Annotated in this window: 16 protein-coding genes and 1 pseudogene; 11 read left to right on the top strand and 6 right to left on the bottom strand. The window is 59.8% G+C overall.

What is annotated here, in order from left to right:
• Positions 1 to 77 precede the first annotated feature (77 nt).
• Positions 78 to 1100, top strand: coding sequence for a 23S rRNA (adenine(1618)-N(6))-methyltransferase RlmF (gene rlmF, locus AB4O36_RS01915; protein WP_460121179.1), 1023 nt, complete (start codon positions 78 to 80; stop codon positions 1098 to 1100).
• Positions 1101 to 1206: 106 nt separating this feature from the next.
• On the opposite strand, the gene AB4O36_RS01910 is transcribed toward rlmF, so the two are convergent.
• A complete protein-coding gene (locus AB4O36_RS01910) occupies positions 1207 to 1488 on the bottom strand; it encodes an HU family DNA-binding protein (RefSeq protein ID WP_192305202.1) in 282 nt (93 codons plus the stop codon).
• 394 nt (positions 1489 to 1882) lie between these two features.
• Here AB4O36_RS01910 and yejK point away from each other — a divergent pair, with 394 nt between their 5' ends.
• Positions 1883 to 2887: a nucleoid-associated protein YejK gene (gene yejK, locus AB4O36_RS01905; RefSeq protein ID WP_460121176.1), complete on the top strand. Its 1005-nt coding sequence runs from the start codon at positions 1883 to 1885 to the stop codon at positions 2885 to 2887.
• Complete coding sequence (locus tag AB4O36_RS01900; protein ID WP_460140952.1) at positions 2887 to 3237, top strand: glutaredoxin family protein; 351 nt, start codon at positions 2887 to 2889, stop codon at positions 3235 to 3237. The genes yejK and AB4O36_RS01900 overlap by 1 nt, the downstream gene beginning before the upstream one ends.
• Before the next feature lie 74 nt (positions 3238 to 3311).
• Here AB4O36_RS01900 and AB4O36_RS01895 read toward each other — a convergent pair whose 3' ends face one another.
• The 5 genes from AB4O36_RS01895 to AB4O36_RS01875 all read right to left on the bottom strand — a co-directional run bounded on the left by AB4O36_RS01895 (position 3312) and on the right by AB4O36_RS01875 (position 6646).
• On the bottom strand, positions 3312 to 4247 hold the full coding sequence (locus tag AB4O36_RS01895) for a glutathione S-transferase family protein (protein WP_460121172.1): 936 nt from the start codon (positions 4245 to 4247) through the stop codon (positions 3312 to 3314).
• An 87-nt stretch (positions 4248 to 4334) separates the two neighbouring features.
• Positions 4335 to 4652, bottom strand: coding sequence for a GIY-YIG nuclease family protein (locus AB4O36_RS01890; RefSeq protein WP_460121170.1), 318 nt, complete (start codon positions 4650 to 4652; stop codon positions 4335 to 4337).
• A gap of 39 nt (positions 4653 to 4691) precedes the next feature.
• Positions 4692 to 5162, bottom strand: coding sequence for a nuclear transport factor 2 family protein (locus AB4O36_RS01885; protein WP_460121169.1), 471 nt, complete (start codon positions 5160 to 5162; stop codon positions 4692 to 4694).
• A 104-nt stretch (positions 5163 to 5266) separates the two neighbouring features.
• Positions 5267 to 5887 (bottom strand): DUF1120 domain-containing protein, encoded by a 621-nt coding sequence (locus AB4O36_RS01880; RefSeq protein WP_460121167.1) that lies wholly within the window; start codon positions 5885 to 5887, stop codon positions 5267 to 5269.
• Between the two features lie 114 nt (positions 5888 to 6001).
• Positions 6002 to 6646 (bottom strand): response regulator, encoded by a 645-nt coding sequence (locus AB4O36_RS01875; protein WP_460140951.1) that lies wholly within the window; start codon positions 6644 to 6646, stop codon positions 6002 to 6004.
• Positions 6647 to 7325: 679 nt separating this feature from the next.
• Here AB4O36_RS01875 and AB4O36_RS01870 point away from each other — a divergent pair.
• The 8 genes and pseudogenes from AB4O36_RS01870 to AB4O36_RS01835 all read left to right on the top strand — a co-directional run bounded on the left by AB4O36_RS01870 (position 7326) and on the right by AB4O36_RS01835 (position 15223).
• A complete protein-coding gene (locus tag AB4O36_RS01870) occupies positions 7326 to 7946 on the top strand; it encodes a DUF1120 domain-containing protein (protein ID WP_460121163.1) in 621 nt (206 codons plus the stop codon).
• 18 nt (positions 7947 to 7964) lie between these two features.
• Entirely contained in the window at positions 7965 to 8591 is a 627-nt protein-coding gene (locus AB4O36_RS01865) for a DUF1120 domain-containing protein (protein ID WP_460121161.1), read from the top strand.
• Positions 8592 to 8668: 77 nt separating this feature from the next.
• Positions 8669 to 9298 (top strand): DUF1120 domain-containing protein, encoded by a 630-nt coding sequence (locus AB4O36_RS01860; RefSeq protein WP_460121159.1) that lies wholly within the window; start codon positions 8669 to 8671, stop codon positions 9296 to 9298.
• A 47-nt stretch (positions 9299 to 9345) separates the two neighbouring features.
• Positions 9346 to 10056: a fimbria/pilus chaperone family protein gene (locus tag AB4O36_RS01855; protein WP_460121157.1), complete on the top strand. Its 711-nt coding sequence runs from the start codon at positions 9346 to 9348 to the stop codon at positions 10054 to 10056.
• A 126-nt stretch (positions 10057 to 10182) separates the two neighbouring features.
• Positions 10183 to 12647, top strand: a pseudogene (locus tag AB4O36_RS01850) (fimbria/pilus outer membrane usher protein).
• A 10-nt stretch (positions 12648 to 12657) separates the two neighbouring features.
• A complete protein-coding gene (locus AB4O36_RS01845) occupies positions 12658 to 13800 on the top strand; it encodes a DUF1120 domain-containing protein (RefSeq protein WP_460140950.1) in 1143 nt (380 codons plus the stop codon).
• 80 nt (positions 13801 to 13880) lie between these two features.
• On the top strand, positions 13881 to 14501 hold the full coding sequence (locus tag AB4O36_RS01840) for a DUF1120 domain-containing protein (RefSeq protein WP_460121154.1): 621 nt from the start codon (positions 13881 to 13883) through the stop codon (positions 14499 to 14501).
• 71 nt (positions 14502 to 14572) lie between these two features.
• Positions 14573 to 15223: a DUF1120 domain-containing protein gene (locus tag AB4O36_RS01835; RefSeq protein WP_460121152.1), complete on the top strand. Its 651-nt coding sequence runs from the start codon at positions 14573 to 14575 to the stop codon at positions 15221 to 15223.
• Position 15224: the final 1 nt, after the last annotated feature.

Genomic DNA, 15224 nt, shown 5'->3' with positions numbered 1-15224 from the left:
CCTACAGGTTCGGTGTATCGGCCATCAATGTGGGACAATGCCCGCCACTTTCAGCCATACCCGAATTGACCACTGCCATGACCGCCCCTCGTACACCCAAACCTGCGCGCAAGAAGCCTGCCCCGGCGAACCTGGCCAAAACCGTGGAGCCCCGGGAAAAGGCCAGCCTGCATCCGCGCAATCGCCACCAGGGTCGCTACGACTTTCCGGCGCTGATCAAAAGCACCCCGGAACTGGCCAAATTCGTGATCATCAATCCGTATGGCAAGGAAAGCATCGATTTCGCCAGCCCGGACGCCGTGCGGGTGTTCAACCGGGCGCTGCTCAAGGCGTTCTATGGCATTACCCATTGGGACATTCCCGCCGACTACCTGTGCCCGCCGGTCCCTGGGCGCGCCGACTACGTGCACTTTCTCGCCGACCTCCTGGCCAAAGGCAACAACGGCGAGGTCCCCCGTGGCGCTGCGGTGAAGGTGCTGGACGTGGGCACTGGCGCCAACTGCGTGTATCCGTTGATTGGCCACAGTGACTACCGCTGGCAATTTGTCGGCTCGGACATCGATGCCATCGCCATCGCCTCGGCGAAAACCATTGTGGCGGCCAATGGACTGAACAAAGCCATCCAGATTCGCCAACAAGCCGACCGCAAGCACATTCTGCTGGGTCTGCTAGAGAATGACGAACGGTTCGATCTGACCATGTGCAATCCCCCGTTCCACGCCTCCCTGGAAGAAGCCACTCGTGGCAGCAGCCGAAAATGGCGGGCGCTGGGCAAGGCTGATCCGAAACGCAAACTGCCAGTGCTGAACTTCGGCGGGCAGGCAGCGGAGTTGTGGTGCGAAGGTGGCGAGGCGCGTTTTGTCACGCAGTTGATCAGCGAGAGCGCGCAGGCAGGCCAGCAGGTGTTGTGGTTCAGCACCCTGGTGTCGAAAGCCTCGAACCTGCCGGTGATCCAGACGGCGCTGAAAAAGGCCGGCGCACTGGAGAGCCAGGTGGTGGAGATGTCCCAGGGGCAGAAGCAGAGCCGCTTCGTCGCGTGGACCTTCCAGACCCCGGCGCAGCAGCAGGCCTGGCGGCAGCGGTGGGCGTCCGAGACGTAATCACCGACCCTGTAGGAGCGAGCATGCTCGCTCCTACAGGGTAAAAATCCCAGACACAAAAAAGCCGTGCCCGGATCGCTCCGGTGCACGGCTTTTTTACTGCTTCTTACTTGTTGATCGCGTCGGTCAGGCCTTTGGCCACAACCAGCTTGATCACTTTCTTGGCAGCGATTTCGATGGCAGCGCCAGTCGAAGGGTTACGGCCGGTACGGGCAGGACGCTCGGTCACTTTCAGTTTGCCGATACCTGGCAGAGTGATTTCGCCGCCGTTTTCCAGCTGATCAGCAACGATTTGGCCCAGTTGGTCCAGAGCGTTACGCGCGGTGGTTTTTGGCGCGTCGATAGCTTCAGCGATGTCGGCGATCAGTTGGTCTTTAGTAAGAGCCATGTAGTGTTCCTTCCCTATCAAATTCATATGGATTGCAGAGTGCAGTGTCAGCCATCGAGCCCGATCTTCTGGATCTGGCACCCTCGGCCAATAACCGCGGGATCGGGGTTATAGATACCGAAATCAGGGTTTGGTTCGACCTGACATTTGCTGACTGCACGCTTAACGCAGTGACTTCGCGTAAGACCGGGCAAAACTAGCACAGAGACAAGGAAATATCCGCCTCTGCCTACCCATTTGGTCAGCTTTATTGCTCTAAATTGATAAAAAACTGCATAAGGGCCGTCGATGACCCGCGAATTGCCCTTCGCACCGCGCCAAAACCAGTGGTTGCGGTACACTTGGCAACTTTTGGGGGAGCACGCCCTCCTCTCTTCAATCAGCCGAGAAGCCCATGCCGATCCGTCATTGCATCGTCCACCTGATCGAGAAAAAACCCGACGGTACGCCCGCTGTTCTCCACGCTCGCGACTCCGAATTGGCCGAGTCCGCCGCCATCGAGAACATGCTCGCCGACCTCAACGAGAGCTATAACGCCAAACAAGGCAAAGCGTGGGGGTTCTTCCATGCCGAGTCGGGGGCGCATCCATTCAGCGGCTGGCTGAAGGAGTATTTCGAGGGGGGCAAGGACTTCACTGCGTTCAGCCGAGTGGCGGTAGAGCATCTGCAAAAGCTGATGGAAGAATCGAACCTGTCCACCGGTGGCCATGTGCTGTTTGCCCACTATCAACAGGGCATGACCGATTATCTGGCCATCGCGCTGCTGCACCATAGTGAAGGCGTGGCGGTGACCGAAGAGCTGGACGTCACGCCGTCGCGCCATCTCGACCTGGGCCAATTGCACCTGGCCGCACGGATCAACGTCTCCGAGTGGCAGAACAACAAACAGTCCAAGCAGTACATTTCCTTCATCAAGGGCAAGAATGGCAAGAAGGTCTCGGAGTATTTCCGTGACTTCATCGGCTGCCAGGAAGGTGTCGATGGCCCGGGCGAAACCCGCACGCTTCTCAAGGCGTTCAGCGACTTCGTCGAGAGCGAAGACTTGCCCGAAGACTCCGCCCGGGAGAAAACCAAGGCCCTGGTGGATTACGCCAGCAGCCAGGCGAAAATGGGCGAGCCCATGGGCCTGGAAGAGCTTTCGGAACTGATCGACGAAGAGCGTCCGAAAGCGTTCTACGATCACATTCGCAACAAGGACTACGGCCTGTCGCCAGAGATCCCGGCGGACAAACGCACCCTCAACCAATTCCGCCGCTTCACCGGCCGTGCCGAAGGCCTGTCGATCAGTTTCGAGGCCCACCTGCTGGGCTCCAAGATCGAGTACGACGAAGAAGCCGGCACGTTGATCATCAAGGGGCTGCCGACCTCACTCACCGACCAGCTCAAGCGCCGTAACTGATGCTGGGCAGCGTGCTGAAAAAATGCCTGCTGATCCTGCTGGTGGTCGTGGTCTATCAGAACTGGGGCAAAATCGAGCGGGTGTTCAATCCTTCGCAGGTGTTTTCGCAACAGATTCAGGCCAGCGCCAATGTCGTGCTTTACAGCACCGAATGGTGTGGCTACTGCAAACTGAGTCGGCGTTTCCTCGATCAGAAGGGCATTCCCTACAAGGAATTCGACATCGAGAAAGACGCGCACGCCCGCAAGGCCTATGAAGCGTTGGGGGGTGGCGGCATTCCGTTCATCGAGGTGAACGGGACTCAGATTCGCGGCTATGACCCGGATGCGATCATGGCGGCGTTGAAATAGCCCTGGTGGACACTGATTACCCCTGTGGGAGCGGCGGTGCGACGATTCGACTTGCTCGCTCCCACAGTTGTTTGTCAGCGTTTTTCAATACGAAAACCAAAGCGCGGAAAGTGCACATGCACCACCCCGGCACGCTCGTCTTCGCGGCGCAAAATCAGCTCCTCGCGCCCGGCAAACAGCAGCTCCCCGGCCACCGGGTCAACGCCGTAGTCGGTCGCGGCGATGATCACCTGCTGACCCGCCTCAAACCCATTCGGCTCATCGAACATTTCATCCGGCAACGCCGCTGGCTTGGCATTGCGCGCCACTTCCAGCGCTTGTTCCGACGTCATCTCGCTGGACGCACCATGACCGAAACCCAAAACCCTTGCATGCCACGCGGCCACCGCCGGATATGCATCCACCAGCGGCGCGGTCACCGGCGTCGCCTTCAGGAACCACAGGCAATGAGCCAGAGCGAAGTCGGCAATCGACGGTGCACCGAACAGGAAATCACCCTGCTCGCGTCGCAACTGCTGCTCCAGCCTCGCCATGATCGTCGGCCATTGATGCCGTGCCTGCTCCGATGACAACTTGCTGGCACTGCCACCACTGAACAGCGCCGCGCGATCAGCGAGAAAGCCTTTGATCGCTTCCGGCGACAAGCTGCCAAAACGTACAGCGATTGATTCCGGCTGAAACACCAGGCTGACCGCATGCTGGAACACCACAGAATCGGCCCACGCCGCGAAGGTCGCTGCGATCATTTCCTGACCTTCCGGGAAGAATGCCGGCAAGGCTTTCTCCTGCTCCAGTCGCCGGGCAATCAACGAAGTGTCGCAGTAAACGTCCGCGCCGACTTGCAGCACCGGGGTTTTGCGATAGCCGCCGGTCAGTGCGATCAGATCAGGTTTGGGCATCACTGGCGATATCTTGACCGAGCGCCAGGACAAGCCTTTGAAGCCCAGCAGCAGGCGGGCCTTTTCGGCGAATGGGGACGTCGGGTAATGATGAAGAATCAACTCGGACATGCTCGGCTCCGCCGCTCGAATAGGAATCCGCAGCTTAGCGCGCAATCCGTGAGCGGCCTACCGATCTGCCTGATGGGAACCCATCAGTCAGATTGATAAGCCTGCAGCAAAGGTCGCCACCAGGCATTCCTTGGCGCTTTTCCTGAGCTTCTTGATCAGCCGTTCCTGACGCAACGCTTCGCTTTTGTCACGGCAGGCTTCGGTGTACACCAGTGCCATGGCGGGGCTCGATAGAAAGAAGCGTGCACCTTTGCCGCTCTGGTGCTTGGCGAATCGGCGAATGGGATCGTCGCTGATCCCACAATACAGCGACCCATTGGCCGCCCGTACAAGGTAGACAAACCAGGGTTTGCTGGCCGGCACCTGTTCGGCGGCGACAACAGAGAATTCGCTGGGAGCGTTCACGTGACGGTCAAGGCTTCAAGGAAACAGGCCGCAATCTTATCAGCGACTGGCCTGAAATGCCCTCAGCCCCTTGAGCGCCTGGGCACGAACGGCGTTGCGCACCAGAGGCGTCCAGCCCAGCAGCAGGCCCTTGAAGCCCAGGGCCTGACGCGACCAGGCCCACAGGTCAAAGTTGTCGTGGTGCTCGCAAATCCTGCCATCGCGAAACACGAAGCGTGCCTGAATGTCGTTGACCACGGTGTTGCCCGTCTGGCTGAACAGGTAGGTCGCCACCCAGTGGGCACCGCCGCTGCGTTCGTCGCTGCGCACACCGTCGAAGGTCAGGGAAAAGTCCTTGGCCCGGGTGGTGAGCATCCGCCACATGTCACCCGCATCGCGGCCGCGCAGTTCGCCGAACGCGGGGTCGCTGAACACCACGTCGTCGGTGTAACAGGCGCACATGGCGTCGGCATCCAGACGCTGGAAGGCCTGATAGAACCGGGTGATCAAGGCGTTGTGGTCATCACTCATGGTCGGCGTCCTTCGAAAATGGTCAATTGGCCAGCACGATAATCCGTGAGGGCGGGAAAAACCATGGTCATTCACCATGAAAATGGTGGCACCTGCCGCGTCGCCTAGAGGTAGACGATGTCCAGGGTTGCGCTGCCGTCCAACGAGACCTCAGCTGCCAGGTTCCTCAACTGGGCGATGGTCGTTGCGACGACCATATCGGCTTCAAAGGTCTGCATGGCGACAGGAGCATAATCCGGACCTGATGCGTTGGCGGTCCTCATCCATGTGGGCTGCCACGCCTGACCTTCGGAAACCGGGAACCAGGTGGTGCTGTCGACCGATTCAACCAGACGCGCCACCGCACCGTCAGCCAAGGCATTTTCCATTGTGAGGTTGTACATGCCCAGCTTGTGATCGTTCACACCCAGCCCCAGGCCGAAAGCCGAAGAACTGTTGTTGTGTGCAGTGCCTGACCGGTTATCGGTGCTTTTTATCGCAAAAAAAGTGGCCGCGTCACAGTTCACGGACAACTGCAGCCGTTGCACCGGCATGACCTTGTCCCACCTCAAGTCCTTGACTGAAACTTTCCCGTAATCAATCAAACCGCTACTTGAAAGCTGTGGCACGCAGGCACTTGGGGTAATGCTCCCCGTCACTCTAAGGTCGACACTGGACGCCGCATAGACATTGGACGACGCGATAAGGAAGAGCCCTATCGCCATACAACCGAAACGCTTGTTCATACTTATCAACTCCAGGAATAGACTTTATTTACTTGCACTTACAGCGCATAAAAATATAAGCGAAGGCCTGGCGTCAAAAAATACAATTAATACGATTCTTAAATGTAAAATAACTTACAGCCGCATCTGATGCACCATGCCACTGTCACGCGCATAGGCAAATAGATCCACATCCGTGGAGATACCCAACCTTTGCATGGCCATGTTTTTTTGTTTGCTGATGGTCGACACGCTGCGTTTGAAATGCTCGGCAATTTCACTGACGGTCATGCCGCTGGCGAGCATCCTGACCACCTCGTGCTCTTTGGCTGACAGAGAGGGACTACTCGACTGGGCTTCCGCATCGGCTTGCAGCAGTACCGCATGAAGGGCCTGACTGATGAATCGCCGGCCTTCGCTCACTGCACGGATTGCCATCGGCAGCTCCTTGGCCGAAGCATCCTTGGCGACGATCGCCACGACGCCTTGACCCAGCGCAGCTCTCAGAGTCGTAACGTTGGCGAACATGGTCACCAGGATGATCGAGGTCGTCGGATGGCGACGACGCACCCTGCTGAGCATCCGCAAGCCATCGGCCTGCACATTGCCAGGCATGCAGAAATCGGTGATCAACAGCTCGCAGGAAGTGGTTGAAAGCAGACTGAACAGGCTGTCCGGCCCCTCGGCTTCTCCCACAATCACACAAGTGCCGCTCAGGTCGGTGAGCATTCGCATGCCGATCCGAACGACAGGATGGTCGTCAGCAATGATTACGCGCATTGTCAGATTTATCCTGTTAGATGACTGGAATATCTGAAAAATAGCGCCGTCCCGTTCTCATCACAACGATCAAAATTCAACCAAATCTCGCCTGACCCAGCATAGGCGGGCGACAGGACTTTGTCCTATGGAAGATAAGGAACCGCCCTACAATTCCTGGCTATTTGGACCACACACAAAGCCTACAGACAGCTCCCCGAGACAATACAAATTGTAAATTGCAGATCATTTTGCACCTCCACTGCTCTGAACTTTCACTAAACATTCTCAATTCCTCTCTCGCATTAGTTTCAATTCACCCGCCAAACCAGGCCGATAAATTACTCCCGCGCACAGGGAAACCCCGTCACTTCCAAGAAAACAACAATCGTTTAGTGCTCATGGTCGCCCATTAAGGCAACAAATATCTTCCAATCACTGAGGCACCGCCAAGGAACCTTTCAGTCCGCGAACCGTAACTTTTCGTATTAGTTGCATTTCACCTTGTTTCCGCGACCGTTAGATTGCGCGCTGCCCACACTGGGCACTCACAACGTCGAACTTCAAGGAGAACTGAACACATGTACAAGCGTTTATCCCGGCTGACAGCTGCGTTGCGAAACAGACCTCTGTAAATCCGTCTCCTCCAACCGGTCATGCCCATAAACGGCATGCCCCTTACACACAAGGAAGACCCATCATGGACAGATGTTCTTTTGCAATCTCCACGACCCTGTTGCTGGCGTTCGCCCCCGCCGTACTGGCGGCCGGCACCACGGAGCTGAGTGTCAGCGGCACCATCACACCCAGTTCCTGCACACCCTCGCTGTCGGGCGGCGGCATCATCGATCACGGCAAACTGACCTCGAAAAACCTCGATCAGCAGCTTCCGACCCGTTTGCCCCCCGGGGATCTACAACTCCAGGTCGACTGTGAAGGCCCCACGCTCTTCACCCTGACAACGATCGACAACCGCGCCGGTACTTCGGCCGTCATTGCGGCTTACCACGGTCTGGGAACGGTCAACGATGATCAAAACCTCGGCAGCGTCGGCTTCGGCATATTCGAACCGCAGGCCGACAGCAACCCGGTGGTGACCATCATGTCGCGTAACAACGGCGCCAGTTGGGGGCCCTCCTCCTATCTGGGCCACGCCGCCCTGACCGCGTTTGCCACCCCGGGCGATCCGCACACGCCCATTGCCTTGCAACATCTGAGTGCTCGCCTGCGGGCCAACACCATTATCGCGCCTGCGACTGACCTGACCCTGCTCGATGAACTGCCCATCGACGGTCACGTCACGATGCAAATCACTTACTGATATTCCTGGAGGCTCACAATGAAAAAGACACTCAATACCCTGCTCGTCGCCATGTTGCTCACCGCCAGCGCCAGCACTTTCGCCGCCTCGAGCGTCGACCTGACCGTAACCGGCATCATTACCCCGAGTGCCTGCGAGCCGACCTTGTCCCAAGGGGGGCTGGTGGATTACGGCAAGATTTCGGCGAAGGATTTGAATGCGGATAAGGCGACATACCTCGATACCAAAACATTACAGCTGGCTCTGACTTGCGACGCCGCTACCCTGGCAGCAGTTGAAGCCAAGGACAACCGCGCCGGCTCGTCCTACATCCCTAATGATTCGTTGGAGTTCGGCCTGGGACTCATCAACGGCAACGAAAAGCTGGGAGCCATGAGCATGAGATTGGTGGCGCCGATTGCCGATGGTGCAACAGTGAGAACGATCGAGTCCTACGATAGCGGCTCGACCTGGGGTCTTGCTCGTGATCTTGCCACTGACAACATCCTGACGGTGACCGACACCGCTACCGTGGCGCCGATTCCTTTCCAGACGTGGACTTCCGACCTCTACATCTCGCCGCGAATCGCCCCCACCAACTCACTCACCCTGACCAACGAAGTCGCCATCGATGGCTCCGTCACCCTGACCGTGCGCTACCTGTAACCCACCGACGGATCGAGAGCGGCTCAGTCCCCTGGCCGCTCTTCTCTGCATCGAGCTGACAAGGATTTCAGACCGTTATGAAACATGCGATTTCACACCTGTTCGCCGTCTTCTGCCTGCTGGGTTTCAGGCCAGAGGCGATTGCCGCGTCCGAGGTTGAACTGAACGTCGTGGGCCACATCACGCCCAATGCCTGCGACGTCCTGTTGTCGGACGGCGGTATTGTCGACCACGGCATGGTGCCGGCGCGCAGCCTGAATCAATACGAGCTGAGCCCCTTGCCCAGCCGCCAGCTGGAGCTTCACGTGAGTTGCAACGAAGCCCTGCTGTTTGTGCTGGTGGGCCGCGATAACCGCGAAGACTCATCACTGGGACCGGGGTTTTATTACGGCCTGGGATGGAACGTCCATGCCCCCGACGAACGTCTGGGCGCGGTGAGTCTGGCGCTGCGCAATGCGGTGGCTGACGGAGGTCCGGCACTGGTGCTCGCGTCGAGCAATCAGGGCTTGACCTGGTTCCCGGAAACCAATGTCTACCCAAACAACTACATGGGCTTCGCCAGGCCCGGCACGCTGGTACCGGAACCCCATCGCCTACTGACGGCCACGCTGCACATCAACACTTCCATCAACGCCGCGAGCTTCCTGACCCTGAATCAGGAGGTGCCGCTGGACGGCGCCATCGTGCTCGACCTCAGGTACCTCTAGCCATGCCAACTCTTGTTTTGCGTCCCTCTCTCATACAGGGTTTGACCATGAAATTATCCAAGGGCATTTCGAGCCTTAAACGGTGTATCAGCACCCTCGCCTTCCTGTTCTGCGGCCATGTTCTGGCGGATGGCATGGTGCCCGACACGTCTGTGGTCATCGTGAACGAAGCCGATGGCGAAGCCTCCGTCTCGGTGACCAATACCGACGCAACGCTGGCCTTGTTGCATGTCACACTCGAAGACATCCCCGAGGATAAGGAGTCGCTGCTGTTCGTCACGCCGCCATTGGCCCGGGTCGAGCCAGCCAAGAGTCAACTGGTGCGATTCATCCTGCAATCGTCGGCGCCATTGACGACCCAACGCCTCAAGCGGGTGATTTTCGAAGGCATGCCCCAGGACCGCCCCCCTGCCGAGGCGGGACACGCGCGGGTGGGTGTGACCGTGCGACAGAACCTGCCAGTGATCTTGCACCCAAAGGGCCTGGCCCCCAATCGCACACCTTGGACGGGGCTGGCCTGGCGCCTGAAAAACGATCAGCTCAGCGTGCATAACCCAACACCCTACGTCGTGCGCCTGGCTCAGGAGCTGACGCTGCTGCCCGGCAATGGATCAGCGCTGCTCCCGCGCACTTATGTGCTGCCGGGTGAAACGCTGAGTGTGGCCATCGATGGTGCCGGTGGAAACCGCGTGCGGATACAGCCGGCCACGGTCTACGGTTTTGCCGTACCGCACTTCGAGGCCCCACTCGAATCCTGAAACCCACTGACTGCGCGAAGAAGGAACGAAGAGCGCCGAAGTGTCCTGGCGACGGTCCTGAGCCGTTGCCACTCGCGTGCCTGACCTCAGCGTAAGAGGCAGGCCGGCATAACCCAAGTGAATCCCATGAACACAGTATCTGTATGCCGTGATGGCGAAGCCGTGCCCGTCGTTCGCCACACTCGCCCTATTTTGTCCGCGCTCAGGGCTGCCGCGGCCGTGCTGGTGGTCAATGCGCTGATGATGCTCGACGCCCGCGGTGATGACCTGTTGCTGGCATCGTTCGACACCAACACCTTGCGCCAACGCGGCATCGATCCAGCCTTGGCGACCTTGCTGATGCAGGCGCCCCGTTTCGCCGCAGGTCAGCATTCGGTGACCCTCAGCGTCAATGGGCAGCGCCAGGGGCGGGTTGACATTACGTTCGACCGCCAGGGCGCACTGTGCTTCGATCGCCCCCTGCTCGACAAGGCCAACCTGAATGTGCCCGAGCGCAGCCTCGACGACGGCCGCTGCTATGACTTTCTAGGCACCTCACCGCAGACTGCCATCGAACAGGACCCGGCTAATCTGGCGTTGGCCCTGATCGTTCCCACCGACGCCATTCGCCCTGTCGTCCTTGACGTATCCGGCTACCAGACCGGTGGCTTCGCGGCCTTGCTCAACTATGACGTGACCGGCCAACACAGCCGCTATGGCGACGACTCCAGTCGCTACGCCTCGGCCAATACCGAAGTGGGTTTCAATGCCGGCGACTGGATCGTACGCAGCCGTCAGGTACAAACCTGGCAGGACAATGTGTCGCGCACCACCCACATCGCCGCCTACGCACAACGAACTTTCGCCAGCCATCAGGCGGTGTTTCAGGCAGGCCAGATCAATCTCTACAACCCGATCCTGACGGGCGCGCAGATCACCGGCCTGCAAGTGCTTAACGAGCAAGCCTTGCAAGTCGAGGGGCAAGGCGGGGTAATCCAGGGGATAGCCAATAGTCAGGCCCAGGTCGAAGTGCGGCAGAACGGTGCGCTGATCTACTCCACCGTGGTGCCCGCCGGCCCGTTTGCACTGGACAACGTCCGGCGGCTCAACAGCCGCTCCGACGTGGAAGTCACCGTCAAGGAGATCGACGGCAGCGAACGAAGTTTTATCGTGCCAGCGGCGATGCTCGGTGTTGGATTACCTGCGCCCGGATTTTCGCTGGCGGCGGGACAGGTGCGCCGAGTGGGGAACGAAAAAGGCGAGGAACCCTGGGTCATCAGCGGTGGCTGGAGCGGTGCGTTGCATTCGCAGGTGCAGATCAGCGGTGGCCTGACCGGTGCAGCCGACTACCGCGCGGCGGGTGCCGGCCTGGGGCTGCTGGTCTCCCCGCAAACCCACGTCCAAGCCACGCTGGTCAGTGCCGACGCAACCGGCAAGGATTCCGGCCAAGGCGTCCAGGCCGACTTGATGGCCTCGCACCGTCTAAGTGATCGCTGGTCGCTCAACGCGGGCAGTTCTTATCGCACCTTGGGTTATCGGGAACTGGAAGAGGCGGTGTTCGATACCACCCCCGACGACCGGAACTCGCGCTATCGCGACCGGCAGAACATTTCTCTTTCGTGGGCGCACCCCTGGCTGGGCGCATTCAGTGGCGGCTTCAGCCAGTCGAACTCGTTCGACGGCCAGGGCACCAGTCGCGCCCTCGCGTCCTGGGGCACCACCCTCGCTGGCGTCTCGGTCTCGGCGACCGCCGAATGGCAAGTCAGCGGCGCTGACCGCAACGACGACAGCGTCTACGTGAACCTCAGCATCCCCCTGGGTGAAAACCGGCGAGCACGGACCTGGGTGCGAAGTTCGGGGGTGAATACCGCAGCGGCGTCGGTTTGAGTGAACAAGTCAACGATCAACTGGCCTATCGCGTCGGCGTCGAACACGACTCCCGTGACAGGCAAGTCCAGTCCACTGCCGGAGTCTCGCTCCTGCCGCGCTATACCCAACTGGACGTCAACTACACGCGCAGCGATGCCGAGCGTACCAGCTATCAGGCCAGTGCTCGCGGCGGCGCCGTGGTCCATGGCGGCGGCGTGACACTGTCGCCCTATTCGATCAGCGACACCTTTGCGCTGCTCTCGGTCGCCGACATGGGCGCCATCAAAGTGTCGACCCCCAGCGGGCCGGTGTGGACCGACTGGCAGGGCCAGGCCGTGATCCCGCAAGTCTCGGCCTATGGCAAGAGCCCGGTAGAAGTCGACACCAAGACGCTGCCGCGCAACGCCGACATCAACAACGGTTTGGCGGTGATTTCCGCCGGGCGCGGCGCTGTCGACAGGGTCGAGTTCGGCGTAACCCTCACCCGCCGTGCCCTGCTCAAGGTCACCACCGTCAACGGTGCCCCCTTGCCTCGCGGCGCCTCCGTGAACAACCAGGAGGGAGAATTCGTGACGCTGGTGCAGGAGGGTGGCCTGGTGTTCCTGCCCAACGTCCTCGACACCCGCACGCTGTTTATCAAGGCGCCGGGGCTGGAACCGTGCGAGTTGCAGTTCGAGCTTCCAGAGCACGCCGACACCAATGCGTACTACGAAACCGCCCCTGCCAAGTGCCGAGCACTTTGAGGATGACTGCATGAACCTGTCCCGCTCCCTACTCGTCCTGCTTGCCCCCTTGGCATTGAGCGGGTTCACGCCTCTGGCCTCGGCGTCGGCCGAGAACTGTCAACTCACCCTCAGCCAGCCGGTGCTCGATTACGGCCTGATGAACCGAGCGATTCGCCCTGGCATCGCACAGGAGCGCCACCTGGGCGACCGTCGATTGAGCCTGACCCTCAATTGTCCAGCGCCCGTCGACATGAGCCTGTTTTACCGGGCCATGGCGGCCACCAACAAGCGTTTCCATTTCGCCGACCGGGGCAGTTATCAGATCCGGATTCGCGATGGGGTGTTGGACGGTCAGTCAGTTGAACTCGGATTGATTGCCGGTGCCGGCCAACCACCCGCGCAAACCGCCTCGCAACTGATCTGGCGACCCGATCATGGGGTTGTTCCGCTGCTGTCTGGCGTACCGGCGCGGGGGAGCACCTTCTCGGCCCAACTCGAGCTATCCGCCTGGGTGCAGGAACACGGTATGCAGGTCCGTGATGCACTGGCCTGGGAGACGACCGGCGTGTTTGACGCGATCGCCGCCGGGACCAGCCGCGAGGCGACATTGCGTGCGCGCTTCGCGCCGGCCGCGTGCGAGCCGGCGCTGTCCAATGGTGGCGTGGTCGACTTCGGCAACCTGACCATCAATGACCTGAATGCCACCCAGCCCACGCTCCTGGCACCTCGCTCGTTACTGTTGCGCGTGGGTTGCGATGCGCCCACGGCCTTTGCCTTGATCATGCACGACAACCGTGCCGGTTCGGCAACCGTCGACGGCGACGCGTCCTACGGCCTCGGCCTTGATACGCGCAACAACAGGATCGGCCATTACTCAGTCAACATCGACCCGGCCAACGCCGCCGCCGACAGCTTCGCTCGTCTGTATCGCACCGACTCCAACAGTGCCGGTGTGGCATGGAGCAGCGCCAGTGCAAACCCGATTGCCCTGGCCAAAAACACTTACCTGAGCTTCTCCGACACCGCCGGTCGCAGCACGGGGCCGGCGATGATCCAGAACCTGAGCACCCGCGTGACCGTCAACGCCGTGATCGCGCCTACCGACAGCCTGGACCTGAGCCACGTCATCGATCTGGATGGCGCGGGAACGATCGAGATCATTTACCTGTAGCACCAGCCCCCAACCTGCCAAACCCAGGGTAAAAGGCCTTGGGCACGTCGGGAAAACAACCTGAAAAGAGAGAGATAAAGATGAAGAAATACCTTGCAGCCCTGTCCGCTTTCGCCTTTGCCAGTATCGTGCCCCTTGCCCTGGCAGTCTCAAGCACCGACCTGGCGGTCACTGGCACCATCACACCCAATGCCTGCTCGCCGAGCCTGTCCGGGAGCGGCAATGTCGACTACGGCAAGATTTCGGCCAAAGACCTGAACCCGACCACCAGCACGAACCTTGAGCCACGCACTGTAAACCTGAGTGTCAATTGCGACGCCGCTACCCGTTTCGCTCTCCAAGGCATCGACAACCGCGCAGGCTCCAGCGATCTGAGCACGGCATTCGGCCTCGGGAAAATCAACGACACCCAGAACATTGGACGGTACTTGCTGGGCATGTCCAGCGCGGTCGCTGACGGCCAGTCGGTACAGGCGATCAAATCAGAGGATGGCCAGGCGGGCTGGGTCGGTCATTTGTTCTGGACCCCAGGTTATTACGTATCGGTCGCCGACAAAGCAGATTTAAGCCAACCGATCCTCGTTAAAGACCTGGACATGGAATTGGTCATCGGTGCGTCCATCTCGCCTGCGAACAACCTCGACCTGAGCAATGAAGTCAGCATCGACGGGGCGGCCACGCTGGAAATGAAATACCTCTGACCCAACCGAGTTGGCCCAGGGCGCCATGCCCTGGGCACTGACACCCGGCCAACGAAAAGGACAACATGAACATGACACGCCATCTCGCCGCACTCTGGGCCACATTGCTCCTGATTAACATCCCTGAGGCCCTCGCCGCCTCCACCGTAGACCTGAGCGTCAAGGGCCGGATAACGCCCATCGCGTGCACGCCAGGCCTTTCAAACAACGGCCTCGTTGATTACGGAAAGATTTCATACAAGGACCTGAGCGTCGACAAGCGAACGCAGCTGCGCGACAAGACCCTCGAATTCACCCTCCAGTGCAATGGTCCGGCACGCTTTGCCCTGGTGATGCGCGACAATCGCGACGGCTCCGCCATCGTCAACAGCGAGATTTACTATGGGCTGAGTCACGACATCAGCGGCAACAAGATTGGCCTGTACTCGCTGAACTTCGATCCAACCCAGACCGTAGCAGATGAACTGGCGCAGGTCTTTCGCACCGACTCCACCACCGGCGGCATGGCCTGGAGCACGTCGAGCAGCCGACCAATACCGGTGGGCGCCAGAAGTTACCTCGGGTTCACAGACGTGGCCGGTAGCAGCGCCGGACCGATTGCGATTCAGAACCTGAGCAGCCGGGTGACCGTCGAAACCGTCATTTCCCCGACGTCCGAACTGGACGTGAGCGCCGACATCCAGCTCGACGGTTCGGCGACGCTGGATGTGGTCTACCTGTGAG

The organism is Pseudomonas sp. S2_E01 (assembly GCF_054668365.1).
This window is presented reverse-complemented; position numbering and strand designations above follow the sequence as displayed.